Below are 16096 nucleotides of genomic sequence, written 5' to 3'. Positions count from 1 at the left end.
ATGCCGCGCCCGCTCGATATCGCCTGTCTGCAGACACGGCCCCGGCCCGATTTCCGTTCGGCGCTGGACGAGGCCTTGCCGCTGGCCGACACGGCGGCACGGGCGGGCGCGGATATCCTTTTCCTGCCGGAATATTGCGGCGGGCTGGCGACCGAGGGGGCGGCGGTGGCGCCGCCCTCCGCGCCGGAGGAGAAACACCCGTTCCTGCAGGAGATGCAGGGGTTCGCGCGGGACCGGAAGAAATGGGTCAACCTCGGGTCCATCGCCGTCGACGGGCCGGACGGGCGGATCATCAACCGCGGTTTCATGCTGGACGACGCTGGCGAGATCCGCGGGCGGTACGACAAGATCAACATGTTCGACATCCAGTTGTCGGAGACCGAGGTCTATCGCGAAAGCGCAAGGGTGAGCCCCGGGTCGAAGGCGGTGATCCATGACACGCCCTATGCCCGGATCGGGCACACGATCTGTTACGACCTGCGCTTTCCGGAGCTGTTCCGGACGCTGGCGCAGGCGGGGGCGGAGATATTGATCTGTCCGGCGGCGTTCACGAAGAAGACGGGCGAGGCGCATTGGCACGTGCTGAACCGGGCGCGGGCGATCGAGACGACGCGGTTCGTCATTTCCGCCTGTGCCATCGGCCCGGTGCCGGGCGGGGGGGAGAGTTACGGTCATTCGCTGGTGATCAGCCCCTGGGGCGAGGTGATCTGCGATGGCGGCACCCTGCCGGGCGTGGTGCAGGCGCGGATCGACCTCGACGCCGTGGCCGAGGCCGAGGGGCGCGTGCCCAGTCTGATGAACGACCGGCCCTTCACCCTTTCCAATTCCTCGCACAGGAGCGTTGCATGAGTTCGCTGGCCTCGCAATTCGGGCAGAGCTTTTCCGACCACCCGCTGCGCATGGGGTTCCTGCGCTGGCAATGCCGGGTGCGGCAGATGGCGATGCGCGACAAGGACGGGCGGCCGGATGACGCGATCATGCCTGAGGTGTTCCTGCCGGGGGAAAGCGAGCCGCTGGGCGCGGTGATCACGGTGATGAGCAAGACGCCGGGCTACTCGGTGACGCCGGAGCTGGAGCACATGGCGGCCAAGACCAACGACCCGGCGCAGCGGCGCGAGCAGGCGATCCGGTTCCTCGCGGCGGGGTATTACCAGCAGGCGGCGGAGTTCTCGGACATCCTGACCGCCACTTTCCCGCCGGAGTCGCCCGGCGCGGCGCAGATCCACGAGGCCGGGCGCTGTACGCTGGTCTTCGAGGCCTATTCCCAGCGGTTCGAGCTTGACTGCAAGGTCTGGCGGCTGGCGCCGCACAACCTTCTGCACAAGGCGACGATGGCGCATAACCGGCTGTTCAACCCCGGCATTCCGGGGGACACGGTGGTTCTGGGCTTCGAGCCGGACTGGGAAAACTGCACTTCCGATCCGAAGATCGCCTGACCTGACGGGCGCGCCCGTGCGGCGCGGCCGGTTGGTTTGCGTTCGGGCCACGCAGGCCTTGAGGGGCCAGCCCCTCAAACTCCCCGGGATACTTCCAGCCAGAAGAAGCAGGGGCGTGGCTCCTGTGCTTTCACTGTTCCGAAAATACTCTCGCCGAAGGCGTCCGGCCCTGCGGTCGGGCGCGTCGTTTGAATCTTCTCGACACGTGAATACAGAATGTATACATTGCGTATTCAGAAAGGATTCGCCATGGCCCCCGACCGGAAGACCCAGTGCCTCGAAGACCTGCGGATGCGCATCCTGCGGCAGGAGATTGCGCCCGGCGCCGACCTCGACGAGGCGGCGATCTGTGCAGAGTACGGGCTGTCGCGCACGCCGGTGCGGGAGATTTTCCAGCGGCTGGCGGGCGAGGGGTACCTGACGCAGGGCCAGAACCGCGGGCCCAAGGTGGCGTCGATGGACCTTCCGGTGATGCGGATGTTCTTCCAGACCGCGCCGATGATCTATGCGAACGTGGCAAGGCTGGCGGCCGAGAACCGGCGGGCGGACGAGATCGGGCCGCTGAAGGCCACGCAGGAAGAGTTTCGCGCGGCGGCCGAGGCGGGGGATGCAGGCCAGGCCGCGCTGCTCAATCACCGGTTTCACCGGCAGATCGGCGAGATGGCGCATAACCCCTATCTGCTGGCCAGTCTCAACCGGATGCTGATCGACCATACGAGGCTGAGCCAGACCTTCTATCGCCCGGCCTCGGAGGACGAGACGGCGCGGGTGCGGGCGGCCATCGACCATCACGACGCGATGATCGCCGCCATCGAGGCGCATGACGCCGAAGGCATCGTCGACCTGACCATCGAACACTGGAACCTGTCGCGCGACCGGCTGGAGCGGTTTGTCACCCCTGACCCGCTGCCGCTGGACGTGCTTTCCAAAGAGGATCGCACCAATGCAGTTTGAAGGGATCTGGACGCCCATCGTGACGCCGATGAAGGAGGACTTCTCGGTCGACGAGGCGGCGCTGGCCGAAGTGGTGGAGTACCTGATCGCCGGTGGCGTGAACGGGATCATCTCGGCCGGGACCACGGGGGAGTATTACGCCCAGAGTTTCGAGGAGCGGGCGCACCTGGCGAAGCTCACGAAGGAGATGATCGGCGGGCGGGTGCAGCTGGTGGTGGGCACCGGCGCGCTGCGCACGGAGGACAGCATCGCGTTCGCGAAGATGGCGAAGGATGTGGGGGCCGAGGCCATTCTTGTCGCGACGCCGCCCTATTCGGTGCCGACGGGGCGCGAGATCGCGCTGCATGCGCTGGCGATCGACCGGGCGGTCGACATGCCGGTGATGCTTTACAACTACCCCGGCCGGATGGGCGTGAACATGGACGAGGAAACGCTCGACCGGCTGGGCCGGAGCCCGAATTTCTGCGGGATCAAGGAGAGCAGCGGGGATATCAACCGGCTGCATATGATCGCGCGGGAATATCCGCACCTGGGCCTTCTGTGCGGGATGGATGACCAGGCGCTGGAGTTCTTTGCCTGGGGCGCGAAGGGCTGGGTCTGTGCCGGGTCGAATTTTGCACCGCAGGCGCATGTGGCGCTTTACCGGGCCTGCGTGGTGGAGGGCGATTTCACCAAGGGCCGCAGGATCATGTCGGCGATGATGCCGCTGATGAGCGTGTTGGAACAGGGCGGCAAGTTCATCCAGTGCATCAAGCACGGCGTCACCATGCGCGGCATCGAATGCGGGCCGCCCCGCAAGCCGCTGCAACCGCTCAACAAGGACGACAAGCGCGCGCTGGAAGAGGTGATCCGCACGCTCGACACCTCCATCGCCGCCATCACGGGAGAGGCAAAATGACCGAGTTACTGACCCGCGAGGAATATGCCGCCATCGCCGCCGACCTCGACCTGCCCGCCGCGCCCTTCATCGACGGCAAGTTCCGCAAGGGGAACGGCCCGGTGATGGAGACGGTGAACCCGGCCACCGGCGAAGTGCTGAAGAAAATCTCGACCGCCAATGCCGAGGACGTGGATTTTGCCGTCAGGAAGGCGCGGGAGGCGTTTGACCGGGGCGAGTGGTCGCGCGCGCACCCGTCGGAGCGGAAGGACGTGCTGATCCGGTTCTGCAAGCTGATCACCCGGCGGCGGCACGAGCTGGCGGTGATGGAGAGCCTCGACAGCGGCAAGCCGATCCGGGATTGCGAGATGATCGACGTGCCGGAGACCATTCACACGATCAAGTGGCATGGCGAGCTGATCGACAAGATCTATGACCAGGCCGGGCCGTCCGGCGATGACGCGATTTCGATGATCGTGCGCGAGCCTTTGGGCGTGGTGGCCGCCGTGCTGCCGTGGAACTTCCCCATGCTGATGATGGCGTGGAAGATCGGACCGGCGCTGGCCGCCGGGAACTCGGTGATCGTGAAGCCGGCCGAGCAGACCAGCCTGACCGCGCTGCGGCTGGCCGAGGTGGCGCACATGGCGGGCATTCCGCGCGGTGTGCTGCAGGTGCTGCCGGGCGACGGGCCGGGCGTGGGCGAGCCCTTGGGGCTGCACATGGGCGTCGACATGGTGAGCTTTACCGGCTCGACCGAGACCGGCAAGCGGTTCCTGCGCTATGCGGCTGACAGCAACATGAAGAAGGTGACGCTGGAATGCGGCGGCAAGAACCCGGCGGTGGTGCTGGAGGATGCCGAGAACCTCGATCATGTGGCAAGCCACGTGGTGAACGCGGCGTTCTGGAACATGGGCGAGAACTGCTCGGCGACCAGCCGGCTGATCGTGCACAAGGCGGTGAAGGACGCGCTGCTGGAGCGGGTCGTGGCGCGGATGCGCGACTGGAAGACGGGCGATCCGCTGGACCCGGCAATGCACCTGGGGGCGCTGATCGACGGCGAGCACTGCAAGAAGGTTTCCAAGTACCTGAAGGGCAAGGCCGTCGCGGGCGGTGGCAAGCCCAAGGGGAACTTCGTGGAGCCGACCGTTTACGAGGTGAAGAAGACCGACGCGAAGGCGAAGGAGGAGATTTTTGGTCCGATCCTGTCGGTTGTGGAGGTGGCCAGCACGGAGGAGGCGATCCAGCTTGCCAACGATACCGAGTACGGGCTGGCCGCGTCGGTGTTTACCGGGAACGTGCGCCGGGCGATCCGTGCCGCGCGGGAAATCCGGGCGGGGACGGTGACGGTCAATTGCTACGGCGAGGGCGATATTTCCACGCCCTTCGGCGGGTACAAGCAATCGGGCTTCGGCGGGCGGGACAATTCCATCCATGCCCATGACCAGTTCACCGAGATGAAGACGATCTGGATCGACCTGACCGATCCGAAGGACGGGGACAACGTGGGGTAGGGTGGGTGTGAACCCACCTTTCGCGCAACGGTGGGTTGGCACCCACCCTACAAGAGGGCGCATGATGACTGAAGTGGCAGAGAAACGGGCGGCCCGGCGGGGCCGCGGGGCGCGGACCTCGGCGCGGCAGAAGCGGGATTTCACGATGCTGCCGGCGCTGAAGCGGGGGATACCGCTGACCGAGCCGATGGACCGGGAGCAGGTCGAGCGGATCGACGAAGCCTCGATGCATATCCTCGAGAACGTGGGCGTGGTGTTCCGCGACGAGATTGCGCTGGCGGACTGGCGCAAGGCGGGTGCCAAGGTGGATGGCGAGACCGTGTACCTTGACCGCGGGCTGGTACGGGAACTCATCAAGACGATCCCGGAGACCTTCACCTACCACGCGCGGAACCCGGCCAATAACCTGCCGTTCGGGAAGGATCACGCGATCTTCGTGCCGATGACGGGCGCGCCCTATCTGCGCGACCTCGATGACGTGCGGCGGAACCCGACGCTGGAGGATCTCGCGAATTTCCACAAGCTGGCGCATATGCTGCCGGCGCTGCACAGCTCGGCGCATCATATCGTGGAGCCCTATGACCACCCGATCAGCCAGCGGCATCTGCGGATCACCTATTCGTCGATGAAGCATTCGGACAAGACGTTCATGGGCATGACCACCAGCCCGAAGAACGCCGAGGACGTGATGGAGATGTGCGCGATCCTGTTCGGGGAGGCGTTCATGGAGGATCACCCGGTCGCGACCGGGAATTGCAACGGCAACTCGCCCCTGGTGTGGGACGAGACGATGCTGGGGGCGATGCGGGCGTTCTGCCGGAAGAACCAGCCGGTGCTGTGCTCTCCCTTCGTGCTGGGCGGGGCGAACACGCCCGCGTCGGTGGCACCGTCGGTGGCGCAACTCAATGCCGAGGCGCTGTCGGCGCTGGCCTACAGCCAAGTCATCCGCAAGGGGTGCCCGGCGATTTACGGTCATTACCTGTCGACCGTCAGCATGAAATCCGGGGCGCCGATGGCGGGGACGCCGGAGATTTCCCTGATGAACCTGATGATCGGCCAGATGGCGCGGTTCTATGGCGTGCCGTGGCGGTCCTCGACCAACCTTGGCGGGGCCAAGGTGCTGGACGCGCAGTCGGGGTATGAAAGTGCGACCACGCTGATGGCGCTGCAGATGGCGGGCACGAATTACATGTGGCACGCCGCCGGCTGGAACGAGGCGGGGATGCATTGTTCGATGGCCAAGTTCGTGGTGGATGCCGAGCAATGCGCCATGGCCTACCGGATGGCCGAGGGCATCCGCTGGGACGATTTCGACGAGGCGGTTGCGGCCGTCGCCGATATCGGGCCGGGGGGGCATTACCTTGGCCATGCGCACACGCTGGCGAATTTCCAGCGGGCGTTCTTCATGCCGGACCTCTTCGACAACAACGCCTATGAGCAATGGGTGGCCGAAGGCGGGATCGATACGAACATCCGCGCCATCAACCACGCGCGGGACTTGCTGAAAGCCTATGAAGAGCCGACACTCGACGCAGGCGTCAACGAGGCGCTGCTCGATTACATCGCGCGCCGCGAGAGGGAGATTCCGGCCGCCGACGCGCTGAACCAGGAGTACTGATCCATGTCCGCGCTGCCCTATCTCGACCTGACCGATCCGGGGTTTTCCACCCGGGGGCCGGAGGTGATGGCGGCGCGCGACGCGCATTGGTGTGCCGAGACGCCCTATGGGCTGGCGGTGCTGCGTTACATGGAGGTGGGGCGCATCCTGCGCGACCGTCGGTTCCGGCAGGGCAGCCACGCCTGGCCCGACACGGTGGGGATCGAGGGGCGGTTCGCGGATTTCTGGCGGGATTCGGTGATCGGGCGCGAGGGGGATGACCATCGCAAGCTGCGGGCGCTGGCGGTGCCGGCGCTGTCGGATGACTACGTTCTGGGGTTGAAGCCGGCGTTCGACGAGATCGCGCGGGACCTGTGCGACGGGTTGCGGCAGACGCGGAGTTGCGAGTTCCAGAGCGCCTTTTGCGAGCCGTTTGCCGGGCAGGCCATTACCACCCTGCTGGGCCTGTCGCGGGAACGCTGGCCCGAGGTGGCGCATGATGCCAGCGACCTCGGCCTGGCGATGGGGATCGAGGCGCCGCAGCATCAGGAGCGGTTCAACGCGGCCTGCACGCGGCTCTTCAACCTTGCCGACGAGCTGGTGTCGCGGGTGCGGCGGGGGGAGGATGGCGAGAGTTACGTGGCGCGGATGGTGGCCGAGTTCGACGCCAATGGCGATTGCAGTCATGAGGAGCTGCTGAACACCATCGTGATTTCCATTTTCGGCGGGGTCGATACGACCCGGGCGTTGCTGGGGCTGGGCCTGTCGTTGTTCATCGAGCACCCAGAGCAATGGCAGTTGCTGCGGAAAGACCCCTCGCTCATCCCTGCCGCGGTGGACGAATTCATCCGTGCGCGGCCGACGACGACATGGGCCACGCGCGAGGCGGTGGAGGATGTGGAGATGAACGGGCAGGTGATCCCGAAGGACACGATCCTGCATCTCTTCGTGCATGCCTCGGCCCGCGATCCGGAGTATTGCGACGACCCGGCGTTCGACATCACCGCCAAGCGGCGGAAGCATTTCGGGTTCGGCGGCGGGGCGCATCATTGCATCGGGCATTTCGTGGCCCGCACCGATACGGCCTGCGCGCTGGATGCCCTGCGGCAGACCTTTGTGACGGTGGACTATGACGGGGCACCGGAATGGCTGCCCGATAGCGGCAACACGGGCGCCCGGCGGCTGCCCATCAGGTACGAGGTCGGCTGATGCGGTTCGAGGGGCAGCGGGCGCTGGTGACGGGGGCCGCCGGCGGGATCGGCGCGGCGGTGGTCGCGATGCTGCAGGCCGAGGGGGCGCGCGTGGCGGTGACCGACCGGCAGACCGCACATCTGGCGGCCGAGGCGCATTTCGACGGCGACCTGTGCGATGGCGCGTTCTGTGATGCCTTGCCCGGGCGGGTGGCGGAGGCGCTGGGCGGTATCGACCTGCTGTGCAACAATGCCGGCGTGATCACGCGGGGGCCGATCACGCAGGTGACGGATGCCGATTACGCGCTGACCATGGCGGTGAACGTGGCCGCGCCCTTTCGCCTGTGCAGGGCGGCGATCCCGATCATGGCGGGGCAGGGCGGTGGTGCCATCGTCAACACCGCGTCCTGCTGGGGTCTGCGGCCGGGGCCGAACCATCCGCTTTACGTGATGTCGAAGGCGGCGCTGGCCTCGTTGACGCAATGCCTTGGCCGGGATCACGCGCATGAGGGGATCCGGGTCAACGCCGTCTGCCCGAACGAGGTGAACACGCCGATGCTGCGCAGCGGCTTCGCGGCGCGGGGGTTCGACCCCGACAAAGCGGTTGCCGAGCTGAACGCGACCGTGCCGATCGGCCGGATTGCCGAGCCGGAGGAGATTGCCGACGTGATCCTGTTCCTGGCCTCGGATGCGGCGCGGTACATGACCGGGGCGCTTTTGGAAGTGCATGGAGGCAAGCCCGTCATATGACACGGTTCGCGGGCAAGGTGGCGCTGGTGACCGGCGCGTCCTCGGGCATGGGGGCGGCGACGGTGGACCTTTTGGCCGAGGGTGGCGCGCGGGTGTTCACCGCGCAGCGTGGGGGCACGGCGCATGAGAGCATCGCGGCGGATTTCTCGGACCGGGCCACGCCGGCGCGGGTCGTGGAGCATGTGCGGCAGGCGGCGGGGCGGCTCGATATCCTGGTGAACAACGCGGGCATGATGCGCGAGGGGACGGTGGAGGAGACCAGCGAGGAAGACTGGGACGCGCAGCTTCACCTGAACCTGACCATTCCCTTCCTGATGATCCGCGCCGCGATGCCGCTTCTGAAGGCGGCGCGGGGCGCCATCGTCAATACCGGGTCGATCGAAGGCTTGGGCAACAACCCCCGCCACCCGGCCTATGGCGCGTCGAAGGCCGGGTTGCACGGGCTGACCCGGGCGGTGGCGGTGGACGAGGGCCAGCACGGGGTACGCTGCAACGCCGTGGCGCCGGGCTGGATCGACACGCCGCTGAACGAGGCGTTCATCGAGAGCCTTGGCGACCCGGAGGCATTTCGAAAGGGGATCGGGCGCATCCACCCGTTGCGCCGCACCGGGGCGCCGGAGGAGGTGGCCCAGCTGATCTGCTGGCTGGCGTCGGACGAGGCGAGTTTCGTGACCGGGCAAATCTACACCATCGACGGCGGCCGCACCGCCCAGTTGAGCCTGCCATGAAGGTGACGCGCCTGCCTGTCGATCCCGGCCTGTCCGGCTGGAACGAGATCCTGCCCGACCCGGCGGCGGCGGACGTGCTGGAGGAGCGGACGACGGCGGATTTCCTTGTCATCGGCGGGGGGTACGCGGGGCTGGCGGCAACGCGGCGGCTTTCGCAGTTGCACCCCGACGCGCGGATCGTCCTGCTGGAAGCGCGGCGGATCGGCGAGGGGCCGGCGGGGCGCAACAGTGGTTTCATGATCGACCTGCCGCATGACCTTGCCTCCGACGATTACGGTGGGGCGGTGGAGGCCGACAAGGCACAGACCCGCGCCAACCGGGCCGGAATCGACTTTGCCGGCCAGATGGCCGAGGCGTTCGGGCTGGGCGAAGAGGCGTTCGCGCGGTCGGGCAAGATCAACGCGGCGGCGAGCGACAAGGGGCACCGGCACAACCTCGATTACGCGAAGCACCTGACGGCGATGGGTGAGGCGCACGAGATGCTGGATGCCGCGCAGATGCGGGAGCTGACCGGGACGGAATATTACCGGAGCGGGCTGTTCACCCCCGGCGCGGCGATGATCCAGCCGGCGCTGTTCGTGCGGGGCGTGGCACGGGGGTTGCGGTCGAACCGGGTGCGGATCTTCGAGAACTCGCCGGTGACCGAGCTGAAGCGCAACGGGGCGTGGAATGCCAGCACGCCGAAGGGCCGGGTGGTGGCGCCGAAAGTGATCCTGGCGGTGAACGGGCACGCCAACAGTTTCGGGTATTTCAAACGCCAGTTGCTGCACGTGTTCACCTATGCCTCGATGACCCGGGCCCTGACCGGAGAGGAGGCGCAAAGGCTGGGCGGCAGCCCGCGCTGGGGGGTGACGCCGGCCGATCCGATGGGCACCACGGTGCGGCGGATTTCGGGCACCGGGGGCGACCGGCTGGTGATCCGCAACCGGTTTACCTGTGACCCCTCGATGGAGGTGAGCGCCGCGCGGATCGCGCGGGTGGGGCGGGATCACGACGGGGCCTTCGCGGCGCGGTTCCCGATGCTGAAGGGTGTCGGGATGGAATATCGCTGGGGCGGGCGGCTGTGCCTGAGCTGGAACAGCGTGCCGGCGACGGGGGAAGTCGAGACCGGGCTTTATTCCGCGTGCTGCCAGAACGGGCTGGGCACGGCGAAGGGCACGATGCTGGGGATGGTGACGGCCGATCTGGCGGCGGGTCACCGGACGGAGCTGCTGGCCGAGGTGCTGGCGCTCGATCCGCCGAAGCGGCTGCCGCCGGGGCCGGTGACGTTTCTCGGGGCCAACGCGGTGATCCGCTGGGGCGAGATGAAGGCCGGGCGGGAGATGTGAGGACTACTGCCGCGCGAGGTCCTTCAGGATCGGGCATTCGGGCCGGTTGTCGCCGGCGCAGCAGCGCACCAGCTCGTTGAGCGTGTCGCGCATCGCCTGAAGCTGGGCGATCTTCTCCTCGATCTGGTGCAGGTGTTCGGTCGCCACGGCCTTGACGTCGGCGCTGGCGCGGTCGTCATCCTCGTAGAGCGCCAGAAGGGTGCGGCAATCCTCGATGGAGAACCCCAGCGCGCGGGCGCGCCCGAGGAAAGCCAGCTTGTGCGCGTCGGTGTCGCGGAAGACGCGGTAGCCATTGGTGTCGCGCGCCGGGCGGACAAGGCCGATATCCTCGTAATAGCGGATGGTCTTGGCCGGGAGGCCTGTGCGTTCCGATACGTCGCCGATATTCATCGCGATCTCCTCATTCTGCTGCTGCCGGGTGCAGCGCCGGGGCGGGCCCGGCCCCCTGTTTCGTCACGCCCCTGCCCACGCGCCGCAGGCGCAGCGCGTTGGTGACCACGAAGACCGAGCTGAGCGCCATGGCGCCGGCGGCCAGCATCGGTGACAGAAGCGTGCCGGTCAGCGGGTAGAGCACGCCTGCCGCCACCGGGATCAGCGCGGCGTTGTAGGCGAAGGCCCAGAACAGGTTCTGCCGGATGTTGCGCATGGTGCGGTGCGACAGGTGGCGGGCGGTGGCCACGCCGGTCAGGTCGCCCGACATCAGCACCACGTCGGCGGATTCGATGGCCACGTCGGTACCGGTGCCCACGGCGATGCCGATATCGGCCTCGGCCAGGGCGGGGGCGTCGTTGATGCCGTCGCCAACGAAAGCCACGGCGCCATGAGTGTCGCGCAGCGCCTGCACCGTGCGGCGCTTGTCGGCGGGCAGGACGCCGGCCTCGACATGGTCGATGCCCAGATCGGCGGCGATGGCATGGGCGGTGGCCGGGGTGTCACCGGTGATCATGGCGATCTTCAGGCCCTCCCGCCGCAGCGCGTCGAGCGCGGCGCGGGTGGTGGGCTTGACCCGGTCGGCGACGCCGATGAGGCCGGCGAGTTGTCCGTCGATGGCGATGAAGACGGGGCTTTGGCCGTTGTCGGAAACGTCTGCAGCGGTTTCGTTCAGCGTGTCGAACGCGACGCCTTCACGCTCCATGAGCCGCGCCGTACCGATCAGCATGTCATGCCCGTCGACCTGTGCCGAGAGCCCGTGGCCGCCTATGGCGCGCATCTGCTCGGCCTGTGGGAGTGTCAGGCCGCGTTCGCTGGCGGCCTCGACGATGGCGCGGGCGATGGGGTGTTCGGATTGCGCCTCTGCCGCCGCGACGAGGCGCAGCACGGTGTCCTCGTCCTGCCCCTCGACCGTTTCCAGCCGGGTCAGGCGGGGCCGCCCCTCGGTCAGGGTGCCGGTCTTGTCGAAGGCCACCACGCGCGCCTCGTCGAGCCGTTGCAGGGCGTCGCCCTTGCGGAAGAGCACGCCCAGTTCGGCGGCGCGGCCGGTGCCGACCATGATCGAGGTGGGTGTCGCGAGGCCCATGGCGCAGGGGCAGGCGATGATCAGCACCGAGACGCCCGCGACCAGCGCGAGGCCGAGGGCGGGGCTGAGGCCGACGGCCAGCCACACAAGCACCGTCAGCACGGCGATGGCGATGACGATGGGTACGAAGACGGCGACGACGCGGTCGGCCAGCGACTGGATCGGCAGGCGGGTGCCTTGGGCCCGCTGCACCTCGGCCACGATCTGCGAGAGCATGGTGTCGCGGCCCACATGGGTGGCGCGGAAGGTGAGGGCGCTGTCGCCGTTGACGGTGCCGCCGATCACCCGGTCGCCGGGGGATTTGGCGACGGGGACGGGCTCGCCCGAGATCATGCTTTCGTCGACGTAGGATCCGCCCTTCGTCACCTCGCCATCCACCGCGATCTTCTCGCCGGGGCGGACGAGGAGGATGTCACCGGGCTGGACGTTCTCCAGCGGGATATCCTCGTAACCTCCATTCCGTTCGACACGCGCCGTCTTGGGCTGGAGGCCCACCAGCTTGCGGATCGCTTCACCGGCCTGTCCGCGGGCGCGCGCCTCGAGCCAGCGGCCGAGGAGGATCAGGGTCACGATCACCGCCGCCGCCTCGAAATAGACGGCGCGGGTGCCTTCGGGGAGGAGCGACGGGGCGAAGAGGGCGACGGTGGAGAAGGCCCAGGCGGCGGAGGCGCCGAGGGCCACGAGCGAGTTCATCTCGGGCGCGCCGCGCAGGAGGGCGGGCACGCCCTTGAGGAAGAATTCGCGGCCGGGCCACAGCAGCACAACGGTTGCCAGCACGAATTGCAGGAGCCACGATGCCTGTTGCCCGATGGTCTGGTGCACGAAATGGTGGAAGGCCGGGACGAGGTGGCCGCCCATCTCGACGATGAAGACCGGCAGGGTGAGGGCGCCGGCGATGAGCGTGCGGCGGAGGGCCGGGGTGGCCTCGTCCTCGCGGTCGGCGCGCGGGCCGTCCTCGGCGGGCACGGTCGGGTAGCCTGCATCGGATGCGGCGCGGGCCAGTTCCGCGGGCGTGACCGCATCGGCGAGGATCTGCACCGTCGCCGTCCCGGCGGCGAAGTTCACCGCGGCATCGACCACGCCGGGCAGCGCCGTCAGGGCTTTCTCGACGCGCGAGGCGCAGGAGGCGCAGGTCATCTCCGACACCTCGAGCGTCACCGTGTCGAGGCGGGCCGGGTATCCGGCCCGGTCGAGCGCCTCGACGATCGCCCCCTCGGCGCCGCGCGCTGCATCCAGCTCGGCACTGCGGTTGGCAAAATTCACCGTGGCGTTTTCCACGCCCGGCACGGCTGAGATCGCACGTTCCGCCCGCCCGGCACAGCCGGCACAGGTCATCCCGTCGATCTCGATTCGGAGGTGTTGGGTCTGGGTCATGCCCCCCAGATAGGGGTTCCAGTCACTGGAGGGTCAAGGGGGGCGGTCAAAAATTCGTCATCGCGCCAGCAGCGGGGCGATCAGGCCGGCGATGCGGGCCGAGCCCTTCTGCGAGGGGTGGGTCCTGTCGGAAGCGAAGAAGGTCAGGTCGTCAGGCCGCAACGCGTCATCCATATCGGCCAGAGTCACCCCGGCATCGCGTGCCGCCATCCGGCCGAGCCGCGCCTCGAGCACCTTGTAGCGCGGCTCGCAAACCGTGCCGGCATATTTGGGCGAGGTATAGTAATCGGCCCAGATCACCCGTGACCCGCGCCGCCGCAGATCGGCCACCAGCGCGGGGATCGCGCCTTGCGTACCGTCCTCGGAAATCAGCCGGTCGAGCACGGCGCCGCACCGGCCGCATTCACAGCTGGTCAGGTCATTGGCGCCACCGTTCAGGACGACGTGGCTGACGGTGATGCCCTCGAGCTGGTTGGGGATGTTGAGGGGGCCGGCGCCGCCCGTCACCCTGGCCAGCGGGAGAGAGACATCGCCAACCGGCTCGCCCAGCCGTGCCTCGAGCCGATCCGCCACCGACGCCCCGGCGGAGCGGTTCCACGCCATGACCGAGTCGCCGGCGACGACGATGCGGGCCTGATCGGGAACGCCGCGCCCGCAGGCGGCGAGGAGGAGGAGGAGGGAGAGGAGGATCAGGTGTTTCATTCAAGGGGAAGTGATCCGATTGGGGGTGGGATCAAGGTCGGGCGGTGGAGTTTTGCGAGTGGCGGGCAATATGAGATCGTCGCGCCCCGGGCTTGACCCGGGGCCTGTTGGCCGAGAAACAGAGGCCCCGGGTCAAGCCCGGGGCGGGAAGGGCCCGGCTTGCTCGTGCAGGTCTTGATCCCGCGCGGGTGGGCAACTGGCGTGTTAATGTTGGCCCGCCCACTTTCTGTTGCCGCTTGATGTTAGGGCCTGACCGTTAAGGAGCTTCCCATGCCCAATCCCTCCAACCACGTCATCCTGTCCGGCTGCTCCGGCGGCGGGAAATCCACGTTGCTCGATGAGTTGGCGCGGCGGGGCGTCGCGACCGTTCCCGAACCCGGTCGCCGCATCGTGGCCGAGGAGAGCCGGGGCGAGGGAAAAGCCCTGCCTTGGGTGGACATGGAAGCATTCGCCCGCCGCGCCCTCGACCTTGCGACGCAGGACCGGGCGACAGTCGCGCATCAAACGGGCTGGGTGGTCTTCGACCGCGGCCTGATCGACGCGGCGGTGGCGCTGGAGCATGCGGCGGGGGTGCCGGTGGCGGAGACGCTGGGCGATGTGCCCCGCTTTCACCGCCAGGTGTTCCTGACCCCGCCATGGCCGGAGATCTACGCCGCCGATGCCGAGCGGCGGCATGGCATCGCCGAGGCGGAGGGCGAATACCGCAGGCTGCTCGCCGCTTACGAGGCGCTGGGCTACGACACCGTCATCCTGCCGAAAATCGGCGTGCGGGCGCGCGCCGATTTTCTGCTCTCGCGTCTGGGCTGACGGATCACTCCGCCGCGCAGGCGCCGGGGTTGTTGGGGTGCATCGTCCAGTTGGCGTATTCCTCCTCGACGACCTTGCCGGTGCGCTTGTCCACCTCGCCCGGGGCGAGCCGCTCCATGGTGATGCAATCCTCGACCGGGCAGACATTGACACACAGGTTGCAGGCCACGCATTCTTCGTCGATCACCTCGAACACCCGGTCTTCGGACATCGAGATGGCCTGGTGGCTGGTATCCTCGCAGGCTGCGTAGCAGCGGCCGCACTTGATGCAGGCGTCCTGGTCGATGCGGGCCTTGGTGACGTAGTTGAGGTTGAGGTGCTGCCAGTCGGAAAGGTTCGGCACGGCACGGCCCACGAGCTGATCGACCGAGGTGAAGCCCTTCTCGTCCATGTAATGCGAGAGGCCCGAGATCATCTCCTGCACGATCTTGAAACCGTAGGTCATCGCGGCGGTGCAGACCTGCACGTTGCCGGCACCAAGCGCCATGAACTCGGCCGCGTCCTTCCACGTGGTCACCCCGCCGATGCCCGAGATGGGCAGGCCCTGAAGGTCGGGCGTGCGGGCGATCTCGGCCACCATGTTGAGCGCGATGGGCTTGACCGCCGGGCCGCAATAGCCGCCATGGGCGCCCTTGCCGTCGATCGTGGGCTCGGGGGCGAAGATGTCGAGGTCGACCCCGGTGATCGAGTTGATCGTATTGATGAGGCTCACCGCATCGGCGCCGCCATCCTTGGCCGCCTGCGCGGGCTTGCGGATATCGGTGATGTTGGGCGTTAGCTTGACGATCACCGGCAGGTCGGTGTGCTTCTTGCACCATTCGGCCACCTGCTGGACGTATTCCGGCACCTGGCCCACGGCCGAGCCCATGCCGCGCTCGCTCATCCCGTGGGGGCAGCCGAAGTTCAGCTCGACCCCGTCACAGCCGGTGGCCGCGACCTTTTCGAGGATGGCCTTCCAGCTCTCCTCCTCCACCGGGACCATCAGCGAGGCGATGATCGCACGGTCGGGGTAATCCTTCTTCACGCGCGTCATTTCGTCGAGGTTGGTCTGCAGCGGGCGGTCGGTGATGAGTTCAATATTGTTGAGCCCCAGAAGCCGCCGGTCGGCGCCCCAGATCGCGCCGTAGCGTGGGCCGTTCACGTTGACGATGGGCGGGCCTTCCTCGCCCAGCGTCTTCCAGACCACGCCGCCCCAGCCGGCCTCGAAGGCGCGGCGGACGTTGTATTCCTTGTCGGTCGGCGGGGCCGAGGCCAGCCAGAACGGGTTGGGGGATTTGATCCCGATGAAGTTGGATGTCAGATCGGCCATGTTGTCTGGTCCTTTCC

15 protein-coding genes are annotated in these 16096 nt (G+C 67.6%); 11 read left to right on the top strand and 4 right to left on the bottom strand.

Annotated elements, in window-relative coordinates:
* The 10 genes from ACO07J_RS00285 (at position 1) to ACO07J_RS00240 (ending at position 10371) form a co-directional block, all read left to right on the top strand.
* Entirely contained in the window at positions 1-849 is an 849-nt protein-coding gene (locus ACO07J_RS00285) for a carbon-nitrogen hydrolase family protein (protein WP_422025199.1), read from the top strand.
* Complete coding sequence (locus ACO07J_RS00280) at positions 846-1436, top strand: hypothetical protein (protein ID WP_422025197.1); 591 nt, start codon at positions 846-848, stop codon at positions 1434-1436. Before ACO07J_RS00285 ends, ACO07J_RS00280 begins: the two co-directional genes overlap by 4 nt.
* A 225-nt stretch (positions 1437-1661) precedes the next feature.
* Positions 1662-2390, top strand: coding sequence for a GntR family transcriptional regulator (locus tag ACO07J_RS00275; RefSeq protein WP_422025195.1), 729 nt, complete (start codon positions 1662-1664; stop codon positions 2388-2390).
* Complete coding sequence (gene dapA, locus ACO07J_RS00270) at positions 2380-3288, top strand: 4-hydroxy-tetrahydrodipicolinate synthase (RefSeq protein WP_422025193.1); 909 nt, start codon at positions 2380-2382, stop codon at positions 3286-3288. Before ACO07J_RS00275 ends, dapA begins: the two co-directional genes overlap by 11 nt.
* Positions 3285-4778, top strand: coding sequence for an aldehyde dehydrogenase (locus ACO07J_RS00265; RefSeq protein ID WP_422025191.1), 1494 nt, complete (start codon positions 3285-3287; stop codon positions 4776-4778). The genes dapA and ACO07J_RS00265 overlap by 4 nt, the downstream gene beginning before the upstream one ends.
* 64 nt (positions 4779-4842) lie before the next feature.
* Complete coding sequence (locus ACO07J_RS00260) at positions 4843-6396, top strand: trimethylamine methyltransferase family protein (protein WP_422025189.1); 1554 nt, start codon at positions 4843-4845, stop codon at positions 6394-6396.
* A gap of 3 nt (positions 6397-6399) precedes the next feature.
* Positions 6400-7584 carry a cytochrome P450 gene (locus ACO07J_RS00255; RefSeq protein ID WP_422025187.1) on the top strand — a complete coding sequence of 395 codons (1185 nt, stop codon included), beginning with the start codon at positions 6400-6402 and terminating at the stop codon, positions 7582-7584.
* Entirely contained in the window at positions 7584-8315 is a 732-nt protein-coding gene (locus tag ACO07J_RS00250; protein WP_422025185.1) for an SDR family NAD(P)-dependent oxidoreductase, read from the top strand. Before ACO07J_RS00255 ends, ACO07J_RS00250 begins: the two co-directional genes overlap by 1 nt.
* Positions 8312-9043, top strand: coding sequence for an SDR family NAD(P)-dependent oxidoreductase (locus ACO07J_RS00245; RefSeq protein ID WP_422025183.1), 732 nt, complete (start codon positions 8312-8314; stop codon positions 9041-9043). Before ACO07J_RS00250 ends, ACO07J_RS00245 begins: the two co-directional genes overlap by 4 nt.
* Positions 9040-10371, top strand: a complete 1332-nt coding sequence (locus tag ACO07J_RS00240; RefSeq protein ID WP_422025181.1) for an NAD(P)/FAD-dependent oxidoreductase — start codon at positions 9040-9042, stop codon at positions 10369-10371. The genes ACO07J_RS00245 and ACO07J_RS00240 overlap by 4 nt, the downstream gene beginning before the upstream one ends.
* Before the next feature lie 3 nt (positions 10372-10374).
* Here ACO07J_RS00240 and cueR read toward each other — a convergent pair whose 3' ends face one another.
* Genes cueR through ACO07J_RS00225 form a run of 3 tightly spaced genes read right to left on the bottom strand, consistent with a single transcriptional unit; the run spans position 10375 to position 13963 of the window.
* On the bottom strand, positions 10375-10761 hold the full coding sequence (cueR, locus tag ACO07J_RS00235) for a Cu(I)-responsive transcriptional regulator (protein WP_422025179.1): 387 nt from the start codon (positions 10759-10761) through the stop codon (positions 10375-10377).
* A gap of 10 nt (positions 10762-10771) precedes the next feature.
* On the bottom strand, positions 10772-13261 hold the full coding sequence (locus ACO07J_RS00230) for a heavy metal translocating P-type ATPase (protein ID WP_422025177.1): 2490 nt from the start codon (positions 13259-13261) through the stop codon (positions 10772-10774).
* Between the two features lie 57 nt (positions 13262-13318).
* Positions 13319-13963 (bottom strand): SGNH/GDSL hydrolase family protein, encoded by a 645-nt coding sequence (locus ACO07J_RS00225; RefSeq protein ID WP_422025175.1) that lies wholly within the window; start codon positions 13961-13963, stop codon positions 13319-13321.
* A 270-nt stretch (positions 13964-14233) separates the two neighbouring features.
* Here ACO07J_RS00225 and ACO07J_RS00220 point away from each other — a divergent pair, with 270 nt between their 5' ends.
* Positions 14234-14770: an AAA family ATPase gene (locus ACO07J_RS00220; protein ID WP_422025173.1), complete on the top strand. Its 537-nt coding sequence runs from the start codon at positions 14234-14236 to the stop codon at positions 14768-14770.
* 4 nt (positions 14771-14774) lie between these two features.
* On the opposite strand, the gene preA is transcribed toward ACO07J_RS00220, so the two are convergent.
* Positions 14775-16079: an NAD-dependent dihydropyrimidine dehydrogenase subunit PreA gene (gene preA / locus ACO07J_RS00215; RefSeq protein WP_422025171.1), complete on the bottom strand. Its 1305-nt coding sequence runs from the start codon at positions 16077-16079 to the stop codon at positions 14775-14777.
* Between the last annotated feature and the right edge of the window lie 17 nt (positions 16080-16096).

The organism is Roseovarius sp., assembly GCF_965228755.1.
In the GTDB taxonomy this organism is placed as follows: domain Bacteria; phylum Pseudomonadota; class Alphaproteobacteria; order Rhodobacterales; family Rhodobacteraceae; genus Roseovarius.
Note: the sequence above shows the minus strand (reverse complement) of the source record. Positions and strands in the feature narration are given on the sequence as shown.